The sequence below is a fragment of the Polaromonas sp. P4_H1 genome (genome assembly GCF_056400945.1).
Genome location: NZ_JBFUKG010000003.1, coordinates 184,550 through 199,297, shown reverse-complemented (window position 1 = coordinate 199,297; position 14,748 = coordinate 184,550). Strand labels below are relative to the sequence as shown.

15 protein-coding genes and 1 pseudogene are annotated in these 14,748 nt (G+C 61.4%); 12 read left to right on the top strand and 4 right to left on the bottom strand.

Features of this window, described 5'->3' with window-relative positions; genetic code table 11:
• Positions 1-12: 12 nt before the first annotated feature.
• On the bottom strand, positions 13-585 hold the full coding sequence (ahpC, locus tag AC1DS5_RS06375; protein WP_477717409.1) for an alkyl hydroperoxide reductase subunit C: 573 nt from the start codon (positions 583-585) through the stop codon (positions 13-15).
• Between the two features lie 417 nt (positions 586-1,002).
• Positions 1,003-1,824 (bottom strand): posphoenolpyruvate synthetase regulatory kinase/phosphorylase PpsR, encoded by an 822-nt coding sequence (gene ppsR / locus AC1DS5_RS06370; RefSeq protein ID WP_477717408.1) that lies wholly within the window; start codon positions 1,822-1,824, stop codon positions 1,003-1,005.
• 187 nt (positions 1,825-2,011) lie between these two features.
• On the opposite strand from ppsR, the gene ppsA reads away from it, so the two are divergent.
• The 10 genes from ppsA to dnaB all read left to right on the top strand — a co-directional run bounded on the left by ppsA (position 2,012) and on the right by dnaB (position 11,170).
• Complete coding sequence (gene ppsA / locus AC1DS5_RS06365; protein ID WP_477717407.1) at positions 2,012-4,411, top strand: phosphoenolpyruvate synthase; 2,400 nt, start codon at positions 2,012-2,014, stop codon at positions 4,409-4,411.
• Between the two features lie 150 nt (positions 4,412-4,561).
• A complete protein-coding gene (locus AC1DS5_RS06360) occupies positions 4,562-4,858 on the top strand; it encodes a hypothetical protein (RefSeq protein WP_477717406.1) in 297 nt (98 codons plus the stop codon).
• The gene (locus AC1DS5_RS06355) at positions 4,855-5,502 is read left to right on the top strand and encodes a tetratricopeptide repeat protein (RefSeq protein WP_477717405.1); all 648 of its coding nucleotides are present in this window, start codon (positions 4,855-4,857) and stop codon (positions 5,500-5,502) included. The genes AC1DS5_RS06360 and AC1DS5_RS06355 overlap by 4 nt, the downstream gene beginning before the upstream one ends.
• Positions 5,489-5,758: a DUF4212 domain-containing protein gene (locus AC1DS5_RS06350; RefSeq protein ID WP_477717404.1), complete on the top strand. Its 270-nt coding sequence runs from the start codon at positions 5,489-5,491 to the stop codon at positions 5,756-5,758. Before AC1DS5_RS06355 ends, AC1DS5_RS06350 begins: the two co-directional genes overlap by 14 nt.
• A gap of 3 nt (positions 5,759-5,761) precedes the next feature.
• The gene (locus AC1DS5_RS06345; protein WP_477717403.1) at positions 5,762-7,873 is read left to right on the top strand and encodes a sodium:solute symporter family protein; all 2,112 of its coding nucleotides are present in this window, start codon (positions 5,762-5,764) and stop codon (positions 7,871-7,873) included.
• A gap of 208 nt (positions 7,874-8,081) precedes the next feature.
• Positions 8,082-8,447 carry a 30S ribosomal protein S6 gene (rpsF, locus tag AC1DS5_RS06340; RefSeq protein WP_007871089.1) on the top strand — a complete coding sequence of 122 codons (366 nt, stop codon included), beginning with the start codon at positions 8,082-8,084 and terminating at the stop codon, positions 8,445-8,447.
• A 60-nt stretch (positions 8,448-8,507) separates the two neighbouring features.
• Positions 8,508-8,819, top strand: coding sequence for a primosomal replication protein N (priB, locus tag AC1DS5_RS06335; RefSeq protein WP_477717402.1), 312 nt, complete (start codon positions 8,508-8,510; stop codon positions 8,817-8,819).
• A 10-nt stretch (positions 8,820-8,829) separates the two neighbouring features.
• Complete coding sequence (gene rpsR / locus AC1DS5_RS06330) at positions 8,830-9,114, top strand: 30S ribosomal protein S18 (RefSeq protein ID WP_011483947.1); 285 nt, start codon at positions 8,830-8,832, stop codon at positions 9,112-9,114.
• Positions 9,115-9,125: 11 nt separating this feature from the next.
• On the top strand, positions 9,126-9,578 hold the full coding sequence (gene rplI / locus AC1DS5_RS06325; protein WP_477717401.1) for a 50S ribosomal protein L9: 453 nt from the start codon (positions 9,126-9,128) through the stop codon (positions 9,576-9,578).
• A gap of 179 nt (positions 9,579-9,757) precedes the next feature.
• The gene (dnaB, locus tag AC1DS5_RS06320; RefSeq protein ID WP_477717400.1) at positions 9,758-11,170 is read left to right on the top strand and encodes a replicative DNA helicase; all 1,413 of its coding nucleotides are present in this window, start codon (positions 9,758-9,760) and stop codon (positions 11,168-11,170) included.
• A gap of 196 nt (positions 11,171-11,366) precedes the next feature.
• On the opposite strand, the gene mnmH is transcribed toward dnaB, so the two are convergent.
• Together mnmH and AC1DS5_RS06310 are read right to left on the bottom strand one after the other, a co-directional pair.
• Positions 11,367-12,425, bottom strand: coding sequence for a tRNA 2-selenouridine(34) synthase MnmH (gene mnmH / locus AC1DS5_RS06315; protein ID WP_477717399.1), 1,059 nt, complete (start codon positions 12,423-12,425; stop codon positions 11,367-11,369).
• Positions 12,422-13,030, bottom strand: coding sequence for an arylesterase (locus AC1DS5_RS06310; RefSeq protein WP_477717526.1), 609 nt, complete (start codon positions 13,028-13,030; stop codon positions 12,422-12,424). The genes mnmH and AC1DS5_RS06310 overlap by 4 nt, the downstream gene beginning before the upstream one ends.
• A gap of 217 nt (positions 13,031-13,247) precedes the next feature.
• Here AC1DS5_RS06310 and AC1DS5_RS06305 point away from each other — a divergent pair.
• Together AC1DS5_RS06305 and rlmB are read left to right on the top strand one after the other, a co-directional pair.
• A pseudogene (locus AC1DS5_RS06305) lies at positions 13,248-13,862 on the top strand (ABC transporter ATP-binding protein); the annotation flags it as partial.
• A 123-nt stretch (positions 13,863-13,985) separates the two neighbouring features.
• Positions 13,986-14,735, top strand: a complete 750-nt coding sequence (gene rlmB, locus AC1DS5_RS06300) for a 23S rRNA (guanosine(2251)-2'-O)-methyltransferase RlmB (protein ID WP_041388857.1) — start codon at positions 13,986-13,988, stop codon at positions 14,733-14,735.
• The last annotated feature ends 13 nt before the right edge of the window (positions 14,736-14,748 follow it).

The window sequence follows — 14,748 nt, the reverse complement described above, 5'->3', positions numbered from 1 at the left end:
AACAGCTTGGGCTTAGATCTTGCCGACCAGGTCGAGCGAAGGCTTCAGCGTTTCGGCGCCTTCCGTCCACTTGGCGGGGCAAACTTCACCGGGGTGGGCGGCCACGTACTGGGCAGCCTTCACGCGGCGCAGCAGTTCGGCAGCGTCACGGCCGATGCCGTTGTCGTGCACTTCGATGGTCTTGATCTTGCCTGCCGGGTCAATCACGAAGGTGCCGCGGTAGGCCAGGCCTGCGTCTTCACCTTCTTCGATCAGCACCTGGAAAGCGCGGGACAGCTGCTGGCTGGGGTCGCCGATCAGCGGGTACTGGACCTTGCGGATGGTGTCGGAGGTGTCGTGCCAGGCCTTGTGGGTGAAGTGGGTGTCGGTCGACACGCCGTAAATCTGCACGCCCAGCTTCTGGAATTCTGCGTAATGGTCGGCCAGGTCACCCAGTTCGGTGGGGCAGACAAAGGTGAAGTCGGCGGGGTAGAACACCACGACGGACCAATGGCCCTTGAAGTTCTCGTTGCTCACCGGCACGAACTTGCCATTGTGATATGCGGTGGCCTTGAAGGGAATGATTTCGGTGTTGATCAGGGACATTTTTGCTTTCTATGGCTTGGTTAAAAAAATACTTGAGTGCTTGCGTTGAGCGCTTGCGAATTGATAGTGTATATCTTCTCATTTATTTATTTCGATAGGTATTTACTATTTATCGAATTGCCACTCACTATGCTTTCTCTTGATCCGCGGTTGCGGCGGGCTATTTTTGCATCGAATTGTTGCGAATGAGAGTTATTCGCGCATACTTTCGTCGCATTTTGTGAGTCAGCCACGTGGCGCTGCAGTGATCACTTGCAGCACCGCGCCTTCTACACGCTCTCGGGCGGTGAAAAGGCACGGGTTCACCTGGCGCACGCTGGCGAAAATGTGGCTGTATGTCGATATCAGTGGGCGTAACGAGCTGCAAAAATGATAGCGACTGCAGCTCCGGGTGAGCTGGAAAATAGATTTCGGCAGTCAGTACTCCAGCCGCTCCGGCCGGATTTCCTGCAGGATGGTGGTGGAAATCTCTTCGATGGACTTGGTGGTGGTGGACAGCCAGCGTATGCCTTCGCGCCGCATCATGGCTTCGGCTTCGTGGATTTCCTCGCGGCAGTTCTCAAGGCTGGCGTACTTGGAGTTGGGCCGGCGTTCGTTGCGGATCTGGGCCAGGCGCTCGGGAGCAATCGTCAGGCCAAAAATCTTTCTTCGGTGCGGCACCAGGGCGGGCGGTAGCTGGCGGCGCTCAAAGTCCTCCGGAATCAGCGGGTAGTTGGAGGCCTTGAGCCCGTACTGCATGGCGAGGTACAGCGAGGTCGGCGTCTTGCCGCTGCGGCTCACGCCCACCAGAATCACGTCAGAGCCCGCCAGGTCCTTGTTGCTCTGGCCGTCGTCGTGGGCCAGCGAGAAGTTGATCGCCTCGATCCGGTCGTCGTATTCCTTGCTTTTGGAGGCATCCGAAAAGCGGCCCACCCGGTGGTTGGACTTGATGCCCAGCTCGCTTTCAAGCGGCGCCACAAACATGCCAAACATGTCCAGCAGCATGCCGTTGCAGTGGGTTTTGATGACGGCCAGGATCTCCATGTTCACCAGCGTCGTAAACACAATGGGCCGCTTGCCTTCCACTTCCGCCGCGTGGTTGATCTGCCGGATGGCCTGGTGGGCCTTGTCCACGCTGTCGATAAACGGCAGCCGGACATGGCGGGGCTTGAACTCAAACTGCGCCAGGATGGCGTTACCAAAGGTTTCGGCGGTAATGCCAGTGCCGTCGGAGATGAAAAACACGGTGCGTTGGGACATGGTGGGCGTCTGTCTGATTGAAAGCTGGGTGAAAGGCTGACGCGGCACATCCGGCCGCAGGCCCCTACAATCGTGGCAATTATCCCGATTGTCACGCCATGCCCCGCCACAACCCCTTCAAACAACAACAAGGTTGCTTGCCGCGCATGGTGAATTCCCCGGTTTTTAAACCTCCCGGAGTATTTTCATGTCCAACCTGTTTGAGGCGACCGCCCTGGTCGTACCGTTTGAAAACCTGAGAATGACAGATGTCGAGGCCGTTGGCGGCAAAAACGCCAGCCTCGGCGAGATGATCTCGCAGTTGCCCACAGGCCCGCAAGGCGTGCGGGTGCCTACGGGTTTTGCCACCACCGCGCACGCTTTCCGGGTGTTCCTGGCCTACGACGGGCTGGATAAAAAAATCAATGCACTGCTCGATGCGCTTGACACCGACGACGTGCGCGCGCTGGCGGAGGCCGGCGCCAAAATTCGCGCCCTGGTCGAAGCCCAGCCTTTCCCGCCCGACTTCGAGCAAGCCGTTCGCGCCAGTTTTGCCACCCTGAGCGCCGGAAATGCGCAGGCCAGCTTTGCCGTGCGTTCGTCCGCCACGGCCGAAGACCTGCCCGACGCTTCCTTTGCCGGCCAGCAGGAAACCTTCCTGAATGTCGTCGGCATCGACGATGTGCTGCACAAGATGAAAGAGGTGTTTGCCTCGCTCTATAACGACCGTGCCATCAGCTACCGCGTGCACAAGGGCTTTGCCCATGCCGACGTGGCCCTGTCGGCCGGCGTGCAGCGCATGGTGCGCAGCGATCTCGGCGCAGCCGGGGTGATGTTCACCATCGACACCGAGAGCGGTTTTGAAGACGTGGTCTTCATCACCTCCAGTTACGGGTTGGGCGAAACGGTGGTGCAGGGCGCGGTGAACCCTGACGAGTTCTACGTGCACAAGCCCATGCTCGAGGCAGGCAATCGTGCCGTGATTCGTCGCAACCTGGGTTCCAAGCTGCTGCAGATGGAGTTCACCACGGCCGAGGAGAAAAAAGCCGGCGGCAAGCTCGTCAAGACCACCGACGTGCCCGCAGAACTGCGCAACCGCTATTCGCTGAGCGACGAAGACGTCGAGCAACTCGCCCGTTACGCGGTCATCATCGAAAAACACTATGGCCGCGCCATGGACATCGAGTGGGGCAAGGACGGCACCGACGGCCAGCTCTACATCCTGCAGGCCCGCCCCGAGACGGTGAAAAGCCAGTCCAAGGGCAAGGCCGAGCAGCGCTACAAGCTCAAGGGCACCGGCACCGTGCTGGCCGAAGGCCGCGCGATCGGCCAGAAGATCGGCACCGGCCCGGTTCGCATCGTGCACAACATCAGCGAGATGGACCAGGTTCAGCCTGGCGACATTCTGGTGACGGACATGACCGACCCCAACTGGGAGCCAGTGATGAAGCGCGCCAGCGCCATCGTGACCAACCGCGGCGGGCGCACCTGCCACGCGGCCATCATTGCGCGCGAGCTGGGCATTCCCGCGGTGGTGGGCTGTGGCGATGCCACCGAGCGGCTGGTGGACGGCATGCTGGTGACGGTCAGCTGCGCCGAAGGCGACACCGGCAACATCTACGACGGCTTGCTGGAAACCGAAGTGACCGAGGTGCAGCGCGGCACGATGCCGCCGATCGACCTGAAGATCACGATGAACGTCGGCAACCCGCAGCTGGCTTTTGATTTTTGCCAGATTCCCAACCATGGCGTTGGCCTGGCGCGGCTGGAATTCATCATCAACAACAATATCGGCGTGCACCCCAAGGCGATTCTCGACTACCCGAATGTCGATGCGGACCTGAAAAAGGCGGTGGAAAGTGTGGCGCGCGGCCATGCGTCGCCACGCGCTTTTTACGTGGACAAGGTGGCCGAAGGCATCGCGACCATTGGCGCGGCTTTCTGGCCCAAGCCGGTGATCGTGCGTTTGTCCGATTTCAAGTCCAACGAATACCGCAAGCTGATTGGTGGTTCGCGTTACGAGCCGGAGGAGGAAAACCCGATGCTGGGTTTCCGCGGTGCATCGCGTTACCTCAGCCCGGATTTTGGTGAAGCCTTTGCCATGGAGTGCGAAGCGCTCAAGCGCGTTCGCAATGACATGGGCCTCGTCAACGTCGAGGTCATGGTGCCTTTTGTCCGCACCCTGGGACAGGCCAAAAAGGTGACCGACCTGCTGGCACAACATGGCCTGAAACGCGGTGAGCAGGGCCTGCGCGTGATCATGATGTGCGAGGTGCCGAGCAACGCCGTGCTGGCCGACCAGTTCCTCGAATACTTCGACGGGTTTTCCATAGGCTCGAACGACCTGACCCAGCTGACGCTGGGACTGGACCGTGACTCGGGCCTGGAGATTCTGGCCACGGACTTTGACGAGCGCGACCCCGCCGTCAAGGCCTTGCTGAGCCAGGCCATCAGCGCCTGCAGGCGACAGGGCAAGTACGTCGGTATCTGCGGCCAGGGTCCCAGCGATCATCCGGACTTTGCACTCTGGCTCAAGGAGCAGGGCATCGGCTCGATTTCGCTGAACCCGGACACCGTGATAGACACCTGGAAGCGCTTGGCCAAATGATGCTGATCAGCCGATGCTGATGCGTTGAGTCTGCTGGCAGTTTGCCGGCAGTCAGTGGCAACCGAGGGAAAACCCCCGGTTGCTTGAATGCACACGGTAAGCAACTGGCAAGCCCTCCGATGACAATCGGGGGCATTGCCCCTAAATGCCATGCTTGCTGTTGTCACCACTGTCAAACTGCTCACCGAGATCGCACTGCTCGCGCTGTTGGGCCAGTGGGTGATAGGCCTGCTGTCAGGTCAGGCCCGCGATCACAACCCGTTTTATCGCCTGCTGCAAGTGGTGGGGCGCCCCTGGGTACGGGCGGCACGCTGGCTCGCGCCCCGGGTGGTGCTGGACCGCCATCTGCCGTTGGTGGCCGGTTTGGTCCTGCTGTTCATCTGGGGTGGCGCAGCCATCGCCAAGGTCGCGATTTGCCTGCAGATCGGCGTGGTGCTGTGCAAATGAAGGTGGCGCTGAATTCGCTGAACTATCACTTTCTGAGAGTGCAGGCAGTGGCCCTGCTTGCGGCCGGAAACCGCGCGCGCGCACTGGCAGGATTTGAGCGGATGCTGCGGCTAAGACCACTGGATCGCTATGCGCTCGCCAGCCGGGCCCATGTGCTGGCAGCGTTGAAAAATTATGACGAGGCGGCGGCGAGCCTGCACCAGCTCACCCGCGCCTGGCCGCAGGACGCACCTGCCTGGTTCAACCTGGGCTATGTGCTGCAGCATGCCGGGCAGCATGAATCTGCTGAGGCCGCGTTTCGCAGTGCCCTGGCACTGGATGAGCGCATGGACCGTGCGTGGTACGGCCTGGCGCTGGCCCTGATCCACCGGCGGCAGTTTCATGCGGCGGTGCAGCCCCTGGAAATGAACACGGCATTGCAGCCCATGAGTCCCCACGGCTGGTACTGGCTGGCGCAGGTTCGCCTGGAACTGGGCCAGCCCGAAAAAGCCCGGAAAATCATCGACCACCTCCGCCAGTTTGAGCCCCGGGTGGCCGCGCAACTGGAAGGCGAATACGGCTTGCAAGTCAGGCCCGGCCAGCCGGCGCGCGCAGGGCAGGCCCCTGGCGCGGCAATGAGTGTGACGGGCAATGCAGCTCACTGACAACCATCGCCGCTACTGGCGCAAGAACCTCGCCCTGACGGCCGCGCTGTTGCTGATCTGGTTTGCCGTCACGTTTGGCGTGAGTTACTTCGCGCGGGCCTTAAGCTTCACTTTTTTTGGCTGGCCCTTCAGTTTCTGGATGGGGGCGCAGGGCGCTTTGCTGGTGTATTGCCTCATCATCGGGTTTTATGCGTGGTGCATGAACCGTCTCGACATTGAGCACGACGTGGCAGACCTTGCGGATGGAGAGCACTGAACCATGGCCGGATTTTTCGGATCCCGGGACGGGATCGGCCTCTCGAAGCGGCAGTTCAAGACCCAGCTGAACCGGGTGTACTGCTGGTACACGGTAGGTCTGGTGCTGTTTGTGGCCGTGCTCGCCGGCCTGGAGCGCATGGGCATGCCACGGTTGTGGATAGGTTCCACCTTCCTGATGGCCACCATTGGCCTGTATGCGGGTATCGGGATCATGAGCCGCACCACCGACGCCGCGGAATATTACGTGGCGGGCCGCCGTGTCCCGGCTGTCTACAACGGCATGGCGACCGGTGCCGACTGGATGTCGGCGGCGTCGTTCATCGGCCTGGCAGGAACCCTGTACCTCACGGGTTACAGCGGTCTGGCCTTCATCATGGGCTGGACGGGCGGCTATTGCCTGGTCGCCCTGGTGCTGGCTCCCTACCTGCGCAAGTTTGGCCAGTTCACCATCCCGGATTTCCTGGGCGAGCGCTACGGCGGAAACCTGCCCAGGCTCATCGGGGTGATGGCCGCCATCCTGTGCTCCTTCACCTACCTGGTGGCCCAGATTTATGGCGTCGGCCTGATCACGTCCTATCTCACGGGCATTGCGTTCGAACTCGGGATTTTCCTCGGCCTGGGCGGTATTTTGGTGTGCTCATTCCTGGGCGGAATGCGCGCCGTGACCTGGACGCAGGTAGCCCAGTACATCATTTTGGTGGTGGCCTACCTGATTCCGGTGATCTGGCTGTCGGCCAAGCAGACCGGCGTCCCCGTGCCGCAACTGGTTTATGGCTATCAGCTGGAGAAGGTCACCGCCCGGGAAAAACAGCTGGTCGATGATCCCGGCGAGCAGCAGGTGCGAGCCCTGTTCCGGCAGCGCTCGGAGGCCCTGGCCGACAAGATCGGGCATCCGGCGGCTTCGCTGGCTGCCGACAAGCTGGCTGCCAGCAAGAAGATGGAAGAGTTGAAGAGCGGTAATGCCTCCGTTGCACAGGTTTCCTCAGCGGCCAGGGCGCTGGCGGCGATGCCTAAAAACGAGGCCGCGGCGGTTCGCAGCTGGTCGGCCGCCAAAGCCGTCGCGGACATCAAAAGCCAGCCGCTCAACGGCATGCCGCCACACGCGGCCCAGTTTTCCGGCGACCCGGAGGGAACGCCGAAAGAAAGAGAGATTTACGACACGTCGCGCCGGAATTTCCTGGCGCTGGTCTTTTGCCTCATGGTGGGGACTGCCGCTTTGCCGCACATCCTGATGCGGTATTACACCGTCCCCAGCGTGCGGGAGGCGCGTCAGTCCGTCACATGGTCCCTGTTTTTTATCTGCCTGCTGTACTTCACGGCGCCGGCGTTGGCCGTGCTGGTGAAATATGAAATCTTCACCGTGCTGGTGGGCATGCCGTTTGACCACCTGCCGGCCTGGATCAACACCTGGAGCAAGGTGGACCCGTCGCTGCTGTCGGTGACCGATGTCAACAGGGACAACATCCTGCAACTCAATGAAATGACGGTCGGCGGCGACGTCATTGTGCTGCTCACCCCCGAGCTTGCCGGCCTGCCTTACGTTATTTCCGGGCTGGTGGCGGCCGGCGGTCTGGCGGCTGCGCTCTCCACGGCAGACGGCCTGCTGCTGACGATTGCCAATGCGCTGGGCCATGACGTGTATTACAAGATGATCGACCCCAACGCCTCGACGGTCAGCCGGGTGACGGTGTCCAAAATCCTGCTGCTCATCGTGGCCTTAACGGCGGCCTACGTGGCGGCCCAAAAACCGGCCGACATCCTGTTTCTCGTGTCGGCGGCATTTTCCTTTGCGGCGGCCTCATTTTTTCCGGCACTGAGCCTGGGCATTTTCTGGAAACGCGCGACCGGCATTGCGGCGGTGCTGGGCATGGTGTCGGGCCTGGGTGTGACGTCCTACTACATGCTGACCACCCAGCCCTGGCTGCGCGAGGCCTTCGGCATCACCTCACCCATCCAGCTCTGGTGGGGCATTGATCCCATTTCCGCGGGGCTATTTGGCGTTCCGGTCGGGTTTGCCGTGATCGTGCTGGTGAGCCTGGTAACCCGGCCACCCCCCCAGAAAGCCCGCGATCTGGTGGATCACGTGCGTTATCCGGACCTGAAAAGCCTTTAGGTTCAGGTTTTCGGGCGTCGTCCATCCTCCTTGGCGCGTTCCCCTGGCATGCCGTCTGCCGGTGGAGGTTCGCCCTGGAAGTACCTCCCTGCGTCACTTGAACACCTGAATTTGCACCCGGGGCCGCCAACCGGCTATAATCATGGGCTTCGCCTTGCTGCACCCTTAACGACGCTGGGGCAGCTTCAATCAACCACAAGGAGAGTTTATGCGTCACTATGAGATCGTCTTGCTGATCCATCCGGATCAAAGCGAGCAAGTGCCAGCCATGCTGGAACGTTACAAGGGCATGATCACCGCCGGCGGTGGAAAAGTGCATCGTGTTGAAGATTGGGGCCGTCGCCAGCTGGTGTACCTGATCCAGAAACTCGCCAAAGCCCACTACCTCTGCATCAACATCGAAGCCAGCCAGGCCGTGATGGAAGAAATTGAACACGCGTTCAAGTTCAACGATGCCGTGCTGCGCCACCTGACCGTGGTCAAGAAAAAGGCCGAAACCGGCCCATCCCTCATGATGCGCAACGTCGAGAGGGAAGAAGCCCGTAAAGCCCAACAGCAGGAGTATGCGGCTTAATAGCCACCATGCTGTTGAACGCCTCGCTGCCGCGCAGCTGCCATTGAGCAAAAGCCCGCAGTGAACCACGTTGAACTGACCGCCTGTATCGCCGAGGCAAGTCCTCTTCGCTACACGCCCGCTGGAATCCCTGCCGCCAATTTCGTCCTCGAACACGAGTCCGAAATCGTCGAAGCAGGTGTTGCCAGACAGGTCAAATTGACGGTCAGGGCGGTTGCCTTCGGAACGCTGGCTGAGCAATCAGCCAAGTCTCCGCTAGGCAAGCCCTTCAGGTTCACCGGTTTCCTCATCAATGCGCGCACCAGCAAAGGCGTTGTTTTTCATATTCAAGCCCTAGAACAAGTTTCTGAGCAAGTACTGAACCCAATTTAAGGAGTCCATCATGGCCGGACCAAAACGTTTCAACAAAGACAAGCGCCCCAAGCGCAATACCCAATCCCTGCTGTTCAAGCGCAAGCGTTTTTGCCGCTTCACAGCCGCTGGCGTTGAAGAAATCGACTACAAGGACATCGACACCCTGCGCGATTTCGTCGCCGAAAACGGAAAAATCATCCCCGCACGCCTGACCGGCACGCGCGCGATTTTCCAGCGCCAGATCAACACCGCCGTCAAGCGCGCTCGCTTCCTCGCGATGCTGCCTTACAGCGACCAGCACCGTAGCCTGTAAGGAGCACGACCATGCAAATTATTCTGCTCGACAAAGTCGTGAACCTGGGCAATCTGGGTGAAGTCGTCAAAGTCAAAGACGGCTATGCACGCAACTTCCTGATCCCTTCCGGCCGTGCCCGTCGCGCCACGGAAGCCAACAAGGCCGAGTTCGAAGCCAAGCGCGTTGAGCTTGAAAAAGCCGCCGCCGCCAAGCTCGCCGAAATGCAGGCTCAGGGCGAAAAGCTCGGTGGTACTACCATCAAGCTCACGCAAAAAGCTGGTGTGGATGGCCGCCTGTTTGGCTCGGTCACCAACCACGACATCTCGGCTGAGCTGACCAAGCAGGGCTTCCCCGTCGCCAAGTCGCAAATCCGCATGCCCAACGGCCCGCTGAAGACCGTGGGCGACCATGCTGTCAGCGTGGCACTGCACACTGACGTGGCAGTTGACATCACCGTGACGGTTTACGGCGAAACCGCTTAAATCCGGTTACGCTGCTAAAAAAGCCGCTCTTCGGAGCGGCTTTTTTGTTGGGACGGCCCGTTCCGGGTTGTACACACGTACATCCGGCAATCCCACTGAATTTCCCCCGCTTATCCACAGCCTTATCCCGGGTGCTTTCGCGCTGTCGGCGTAGTATTTAGCACCTTCCCAGGAAACCCATGTCCGCTTTACTTTCCACTTTTGACGATCCCGGCTACAGCCCTGACCGCCAGATTGCCCAGTTGCGCATTCCACCGCACTCCATCGAAGGCGAATCCAGCGTACTGGGGGGCTTGCTGCTCGACAACGGCGCCTGGGACCGCGTGGGCGACCTGCTGACCGATGAAGATTTCTATCGCCACGAGCACAAGCTGATTTACGCCGCTGTCGGCACGCTCATCAACGCTTCCAAGCCGGCCGATATCATCACGGTATACGAGCACCTGCAGAACCAGGGCAAGGCTGACGAGGTGGGCGGATTGGGCTATTTGAACTCGCTCGCGCAGTATGTGCCGAGCGCCAGCAACATCCGCCGCTATGCAGAGATCGTGCGGGAGCGCTCCATCCTGCGCAAGCTGGTGTCCGCCTCCGACGAAATCTCCACCAACGCCTTCAACCCGCAAGGCAAGGATGTCGCCACCATCCTCGACGAGGCCGAGCAGAAGATCTTCAAGATTGGCGAGCAGGGCTCGCGCATGAAGGAAGGCTTCCAGAGCATGGACACGCTGGTCGTCAGCCTGCTCGATCGCGTGACCGAAATGGCCGAGAACCCGCAGGACGTCACCGGCGTGCCCACAGGTTTCTACGATTTGGATCGCATGACCTCCGGCTTCCAGGCCGGCGATCTGGTGATTCTTGCGGCCCGCCCGTCCATGGGTAAGACCGCACTGGCCATCAACATCGCCGAGCATGTCGCGCTCAACGAGGGCCTGCCCGTGGCCGTGTTCTCCATGGAAATGGGCGCCTCCCAGCTTGCCGTGCGTATCGTTGGTTCCATCGGCCGCATCGACCAGACCCATTTGCGCACCGGCGGCCTGACCGATGAGGAGTGGCCGCGCCTGACCGAAGCGATTGAAAAGCTGCGCACCGTCTCGCTGCACATCGACGAAACGCCCGGCCTGACGGTGAGCGAGCTGCGCGCCAACGCCCGGCGCCTGGCGCGGCAGTGCGGCAAGCTCGGCCTCATCGTGGTCGACTATCTGCAGCTCATGAGCGTCTCCGGTGGCATGGCCGAGGAGAACCGTGCCACCGCCGTCGGTGAGATTTCACGCGGCCTGAAGATGCTGGCCAAAGAGTTGCAGTGCCCCGTGATTGCGTTGTCGCAGCTCAGCCGCGGCGTAGAGTCCCGCACCGACAAACGCCCCATGATGAGCGACCTGCGCGAATCCGGCGCCATCGAGCAGGACGCCGACATCATCATGTTCATCTACCGCGACGAGTACTACACCAAAGAGGCCTGCAAGGAGCCGGGTGTGGCCGAGGTCATCATCAGCAAGCAGCGTAACGGCCCTACGGGCACGGTGAAGCTGGCGTTTATCAACCGCATTACCAAGTTTGAAAGCCTGGCCAGCGGGTCGAGCGGGGACTTCTAGGAGCCTGTCGGGCTTGGGGCGTCGAGCGAAAATCGGCCCCGGCGAGGACAGTTTTTGCCGGATTTGCAGGCCCATAGCCCCGCTATGGGACAAGGGGATGGTGAAAAATGGACCACTGCGGTCGATTTGCAGCCGACGCCCCAAGCCCGACAGGCTCCCAGACGCAGGCACGAACAGTTGCGCTGAAAGGCCGCTTTCAGGGGCCGGCAAGCATGGCTTGCGCCAGCGCGGTCATGGCGGCCACGCTGTGGTTTTGCGGCTGCAGCACCCGCGCCGTTTCGTAATGCGCAAAGTTGCGCCGCATCGACTGCAGGTACACCGGGTCGTAGTGCTTGACCAGCAGTTCGCGAACCACCGAGGCCACGTCGCCGGCGCGGGCCCGTGCCTGCCAGTCCTGCACGGTTTCCTTGCCGCGGGCCTCGGTCAGGGCGCCCAGCCGGTCGCAGAAAAAGTCGATGTCCTTGACAAAAAAATCATAGTCTTCCAGCAGCAGTGCCACCCGTTCCTCCTCGGGCAGTTCCAGCTGCAGGCAGGGGCTGGCACGCATGGCGGCAATCAGCCCTTCGGGCACGGCTACATTGCCGACTTTTTTGCTTTCGCTTTCAATGTACACCGGGCGAGTCGGGTCAAAGCTGCGCAAGGCGGCCCAGATGCGGCTGTCAAAGGCTTTCTGGCTGGGCTGCGGTGAACCGGGAATCATGCCCAGCACCGAGCTGCGGTGATTGGCCAGGGCTTCGAGGTCCAGCACCTGGGCGCCTTGGGCCGCCAGCGCGTGGAGCAGGCGGGTCTTGCCCGAACCCGTGGTGCCGCAAACCACCTGGTAGCTGTGGCGTGCTGCCAGTTGCGGTAGATCCGCCACCAGCGCGGCCCGGAAAGCCTTGTAACCGCCATCGACCAGGGTGACCTTGAAGCCGATCTGGTCGAGGATGAGCGCCAGCGAGCCGCTGCGTTTGCCGCCGCGCCAGCAATACACCAGCGGCTGCCATTCCCGGGGTTTGTCCAGCACCTCGCGCTCAATGTGGGCGGCGATGTTTTTGGCCACCAGGGCCGCACCCTGCTTTTTGGCTTCAAACGCGCTGATCTGCTTGTACTGGGTGCCGACTATTTTTCGCTCGTCGTCATTCAGGCTGGGCCAGTTGATGGCGCCCGGCAGGTGGTCTTCCGCATATTCCCCCTCGCTGCGGGCGTCAATGATGGCGGAAAAACCGCCCAGTTTGCCGAGTGCGTCCTCGGCGGAAATGCGTTCGAGGCTCACTTGATCAGTTTCTTCAGTTCGGGCCAGACATTGGCCAGCATCCTGGCTTGCGACTGCTCGTTGGGGTGAATGCGGTCGGCCTGGAAGTTGGCGACAGGGTCGGCTGCGTCGGCCACACCTTGGAGGAAGAAGGGCACCAGCGCGACTTTTTCGGTCCTGGCCACTTTCGGGAACAGGCCGGCAAAGCCAGCCCCATAAGCGCCGCCGTAGTTGGGCGGCACCTGCATTCCCACCAGGAGCACTTTGGCACCCGCTTTTTTGGACGCTTGCGTCATGGCCGTCAGGTTTTTCTCGGTCATGTCCAGCGGCAGGCCGCGCAGGGCGTCGTTACCGCCCAGCTCGATCACCACCGTGTCAGGTTTGTGCTGCGCCAGCAGGGCCGGCAGGCGCGAGCGCCCGCCGGAGGTGGTGTCGCCGCTGATGCTGGCGTTGACGACTCTGGCGGCTTTCCTTTCGCCGGCCAGCTGCTTTTCCAGCAGCGGTACCCAGCCGGTGCCGCGCTTGAGGCCGTATTCGGCGCTCAGCGAATCGCCAACGATCAAAATGGTGTGCGATGTTGGGGCGGCCTGCGCCGGTTGCGCAGGGGCCAGCCCGGGCGCGCCCATGAGCACTGCGATCAGCAGCGTGCCGAATGGTTTTAGCAGCCGGGCCGCCGGCATCCGCGCAAGCTTGGTAAAGTCTGATTTCAAGTTTTCTGACAAGGCTGACATGTTTGAACCCGCAGTGACTGTCGTGAGCGACGCTTCGTGCGCGCCGGCTTCCCCGACTCCTTCAATTATTTCCGTTGAGCATGTTTTCAAGTCGGTGAGCGACTCGACCGGCACACTGACCATTTTGCGCGATATTGATTTCTCGCTGGCGCCTAAGGAAACTGCCGCTATTGTCGGCGCCTCCGGTTCCGGCAAGAGCACGCTGCTGTCCATCATCGCCGGGCTTGATACGCCGTCCCAAGGCACGGTGCGGATGGCGGGGCAAGACCTGTTTGCCCTCAATGAGGACGACCGTGCGGCGCTGCGCGCCCGCGAAGTGGGTTTTGTGTTCCAGAATTTTCAGCTCATGGGCAATCTGACGGCACTGGAAAACGTCATGTTGCCGCTGGAGCTGGCCGATCAACGAAATGCCCGTGCGCTGGCGACCGACATGCTCAAACGGGTGGGTCTGGGCGAGCGGCTGGGCCATTATCCCAAAGTGCTGTCGGGCGGCGAGCAGCAGCGCGTGGCGCTGGCGCGGGCCTTCGTCGTGCAGCCCGCCGTGCTGCTGGCCGACGAGCCGACCGGCAGCCTTGACTTTGCCACCGGCGAAACCGTGATGGCGCTGATGTTTGAACTCAACCAGGAACTGGGTACGACGCTGGTGCTGGTTACGCACGACCCGATGATTGCCGCACGCTGCGAGCGGCGCATCACCATTGATGCCGGGCGGATAGTCAAGGCTTGATGGACAAAACGATCCTGGGCCAGGTAATACGCTCCCCCTTTGTCTTTGCTATTGCTGGTCCGGCAATTTGACGGCGGGCAGGGTGGCCGATGGGCCCGTCGGCACGAGCAGTGATAATCGGGTATGTCTTCTTCCCCCAAAGTTCTTTTTGGCTTTCATGCCGTGGGTGTGCGTCTTAAAACCGCCCCCCAATCGGTTCTGGAGGTTTTTTTCGATGCCTCGCGCCGCGATGCCCGCATGCGCCAGTTCACCGACCGCGCCCGCGAAGCCGGCGTTCGCCTGATTGAGTCCGACGGCCTGCGACTGGCCAAAATGTGCGGCAGCCATGGCCACCAGGGTGTTGTCGCCCGCGTCGATGCGGTGGCCCAGGTCAAATCACTCGATGAGCTGCTGGAGCAACTGGAAGAGGCCGGCACCGCGCAGCCGCTGCTGCTGGTGCTCGACGGCGTGACCGATCCGCACAACCTGGGTGCCTGCCTGCGGGTGGCCGACGGCGCGGGCGCCCATGCCGTGATCGCGCCCAAGGACCATGCCGCCGGCATCAACGCCACGGTGGCCAAGGTGGCCAGTGGCGCGGCCGAGACCATGCCTTATTTCATGGTCACCAACCTGGCCCGCACGCTGGGCGAGCTCAAGGAGCGCAACATCTGGTGCATAGGCACGAGCGATGACGCCCCCAAAACGATTTACGACGTGGACCTCAAGGGCCCGGTTGCACTGGTGCTCGGCGCCGAAGGGGAGGGCATGCGCCAGCTCACGCGCAAGACCTGCGACGAACTGGTCAGCATTCCGATGCGCGGAGCTGTCGAAAGCCTCAACGTGTCGGTGGCCAGCGGCGTTTGCCTGTACGAAGCACTGCGCCAGCGCAGCTGACCGGGCTTTTGTC

Excerpts from the sequence above, each read along its gene's own strand:
- rpsR (WP_011483947.1), top strand. The coding sequence starts at position 8,830 with ATGGCCGGACCAAAACGTTTCAACAAAGACAAGCGCCCCAAGCGCAAT.
- ppsR (WP_477717408.1), bottom strand. The coding sequence starts at position 1,824 with ATGTCCCAACGCACCGTGTTTTTCATCTCCGACGGCACTGGCATTACC.
- AC1DS5_RS06350 (WP_477717404.1), top strand. The coding sequence starts at position 5,489 with ATGCAGCTCACTGACAACCATCGCCGCTACTGGCGCAAGAACCTCGCC.
- AC1DS5_RS06360 (WP_477717406.1), top strand. The coding sequence starts at position 4,562 with ATGCTTGCTGTTGTCACCACTGTCAAACTGCTCACCGAGATCGCACTG.
- rplI (WP_477717401.1), top strand. The coding sequence starts at position 9,126 with ATGCAAATTATTCTGCTCGACAAAGTCGTGAACCTGGGCAATCTGGGT.
- rlmB (WP_041388857.1), top strand. The coding sequence starts at position 13,986 with ATGTCTTCTTCCCCCAAAGTTCTTTTTGGCTTTCATGCCGTGGGTGTG.
- AC1DS5_RS06355 (WP_477717405.1), top strand. The coding sequence starts at position 4,855 with ATGAAGGTGGCGCTGAATTCGCTGAACTATCACTTTCTGAGAGTGCAG.
- dnaB (WP_477717400.1), top strand. The coding sequence starts at position 9,758 with ATGTCCGCTTTACTTTCCACTTTTGACGATCCCGGCTACAGCCCTGAC.
- AC1DS5_RS06345 (WP_477717403.1), top strand. The coding sequence starts at position 5,762 with ATGGCCGGATTTTTCGGATCCCGGGACGGGATCGGCCTCTCGAAGCGG.
- ahpC (WP_477717409.1), bottom strand. The coding sequence starts at position 585 with ATGTCCCTGATCAACACCGAAATCATTCCCTTCAAGGCCACCGCATAT.
- rpsF (WP_007871089.1), top strand. The coding sequence starts at position 8,082 with ATGCGTCACTATGAGATCGTCTTGCTGATCCATCCGGATCAAAGCGAG.
- ppsA (WP_477717407.1), top strand. The coding sequence starts at position 2,012 with ATGTCCAACCTGTTTGAGGCGACCGCCCTGGTCGTACCGTTTGAAAAC.
- AC1DS5_RS06310 (WP_477717526.1), bottom strand. The coding sequence starts at position 13,030 with ATGGGCGCGCCCGGGCTGGCCCCTGCGCAACCGGCGCAGGCCGCCCCA.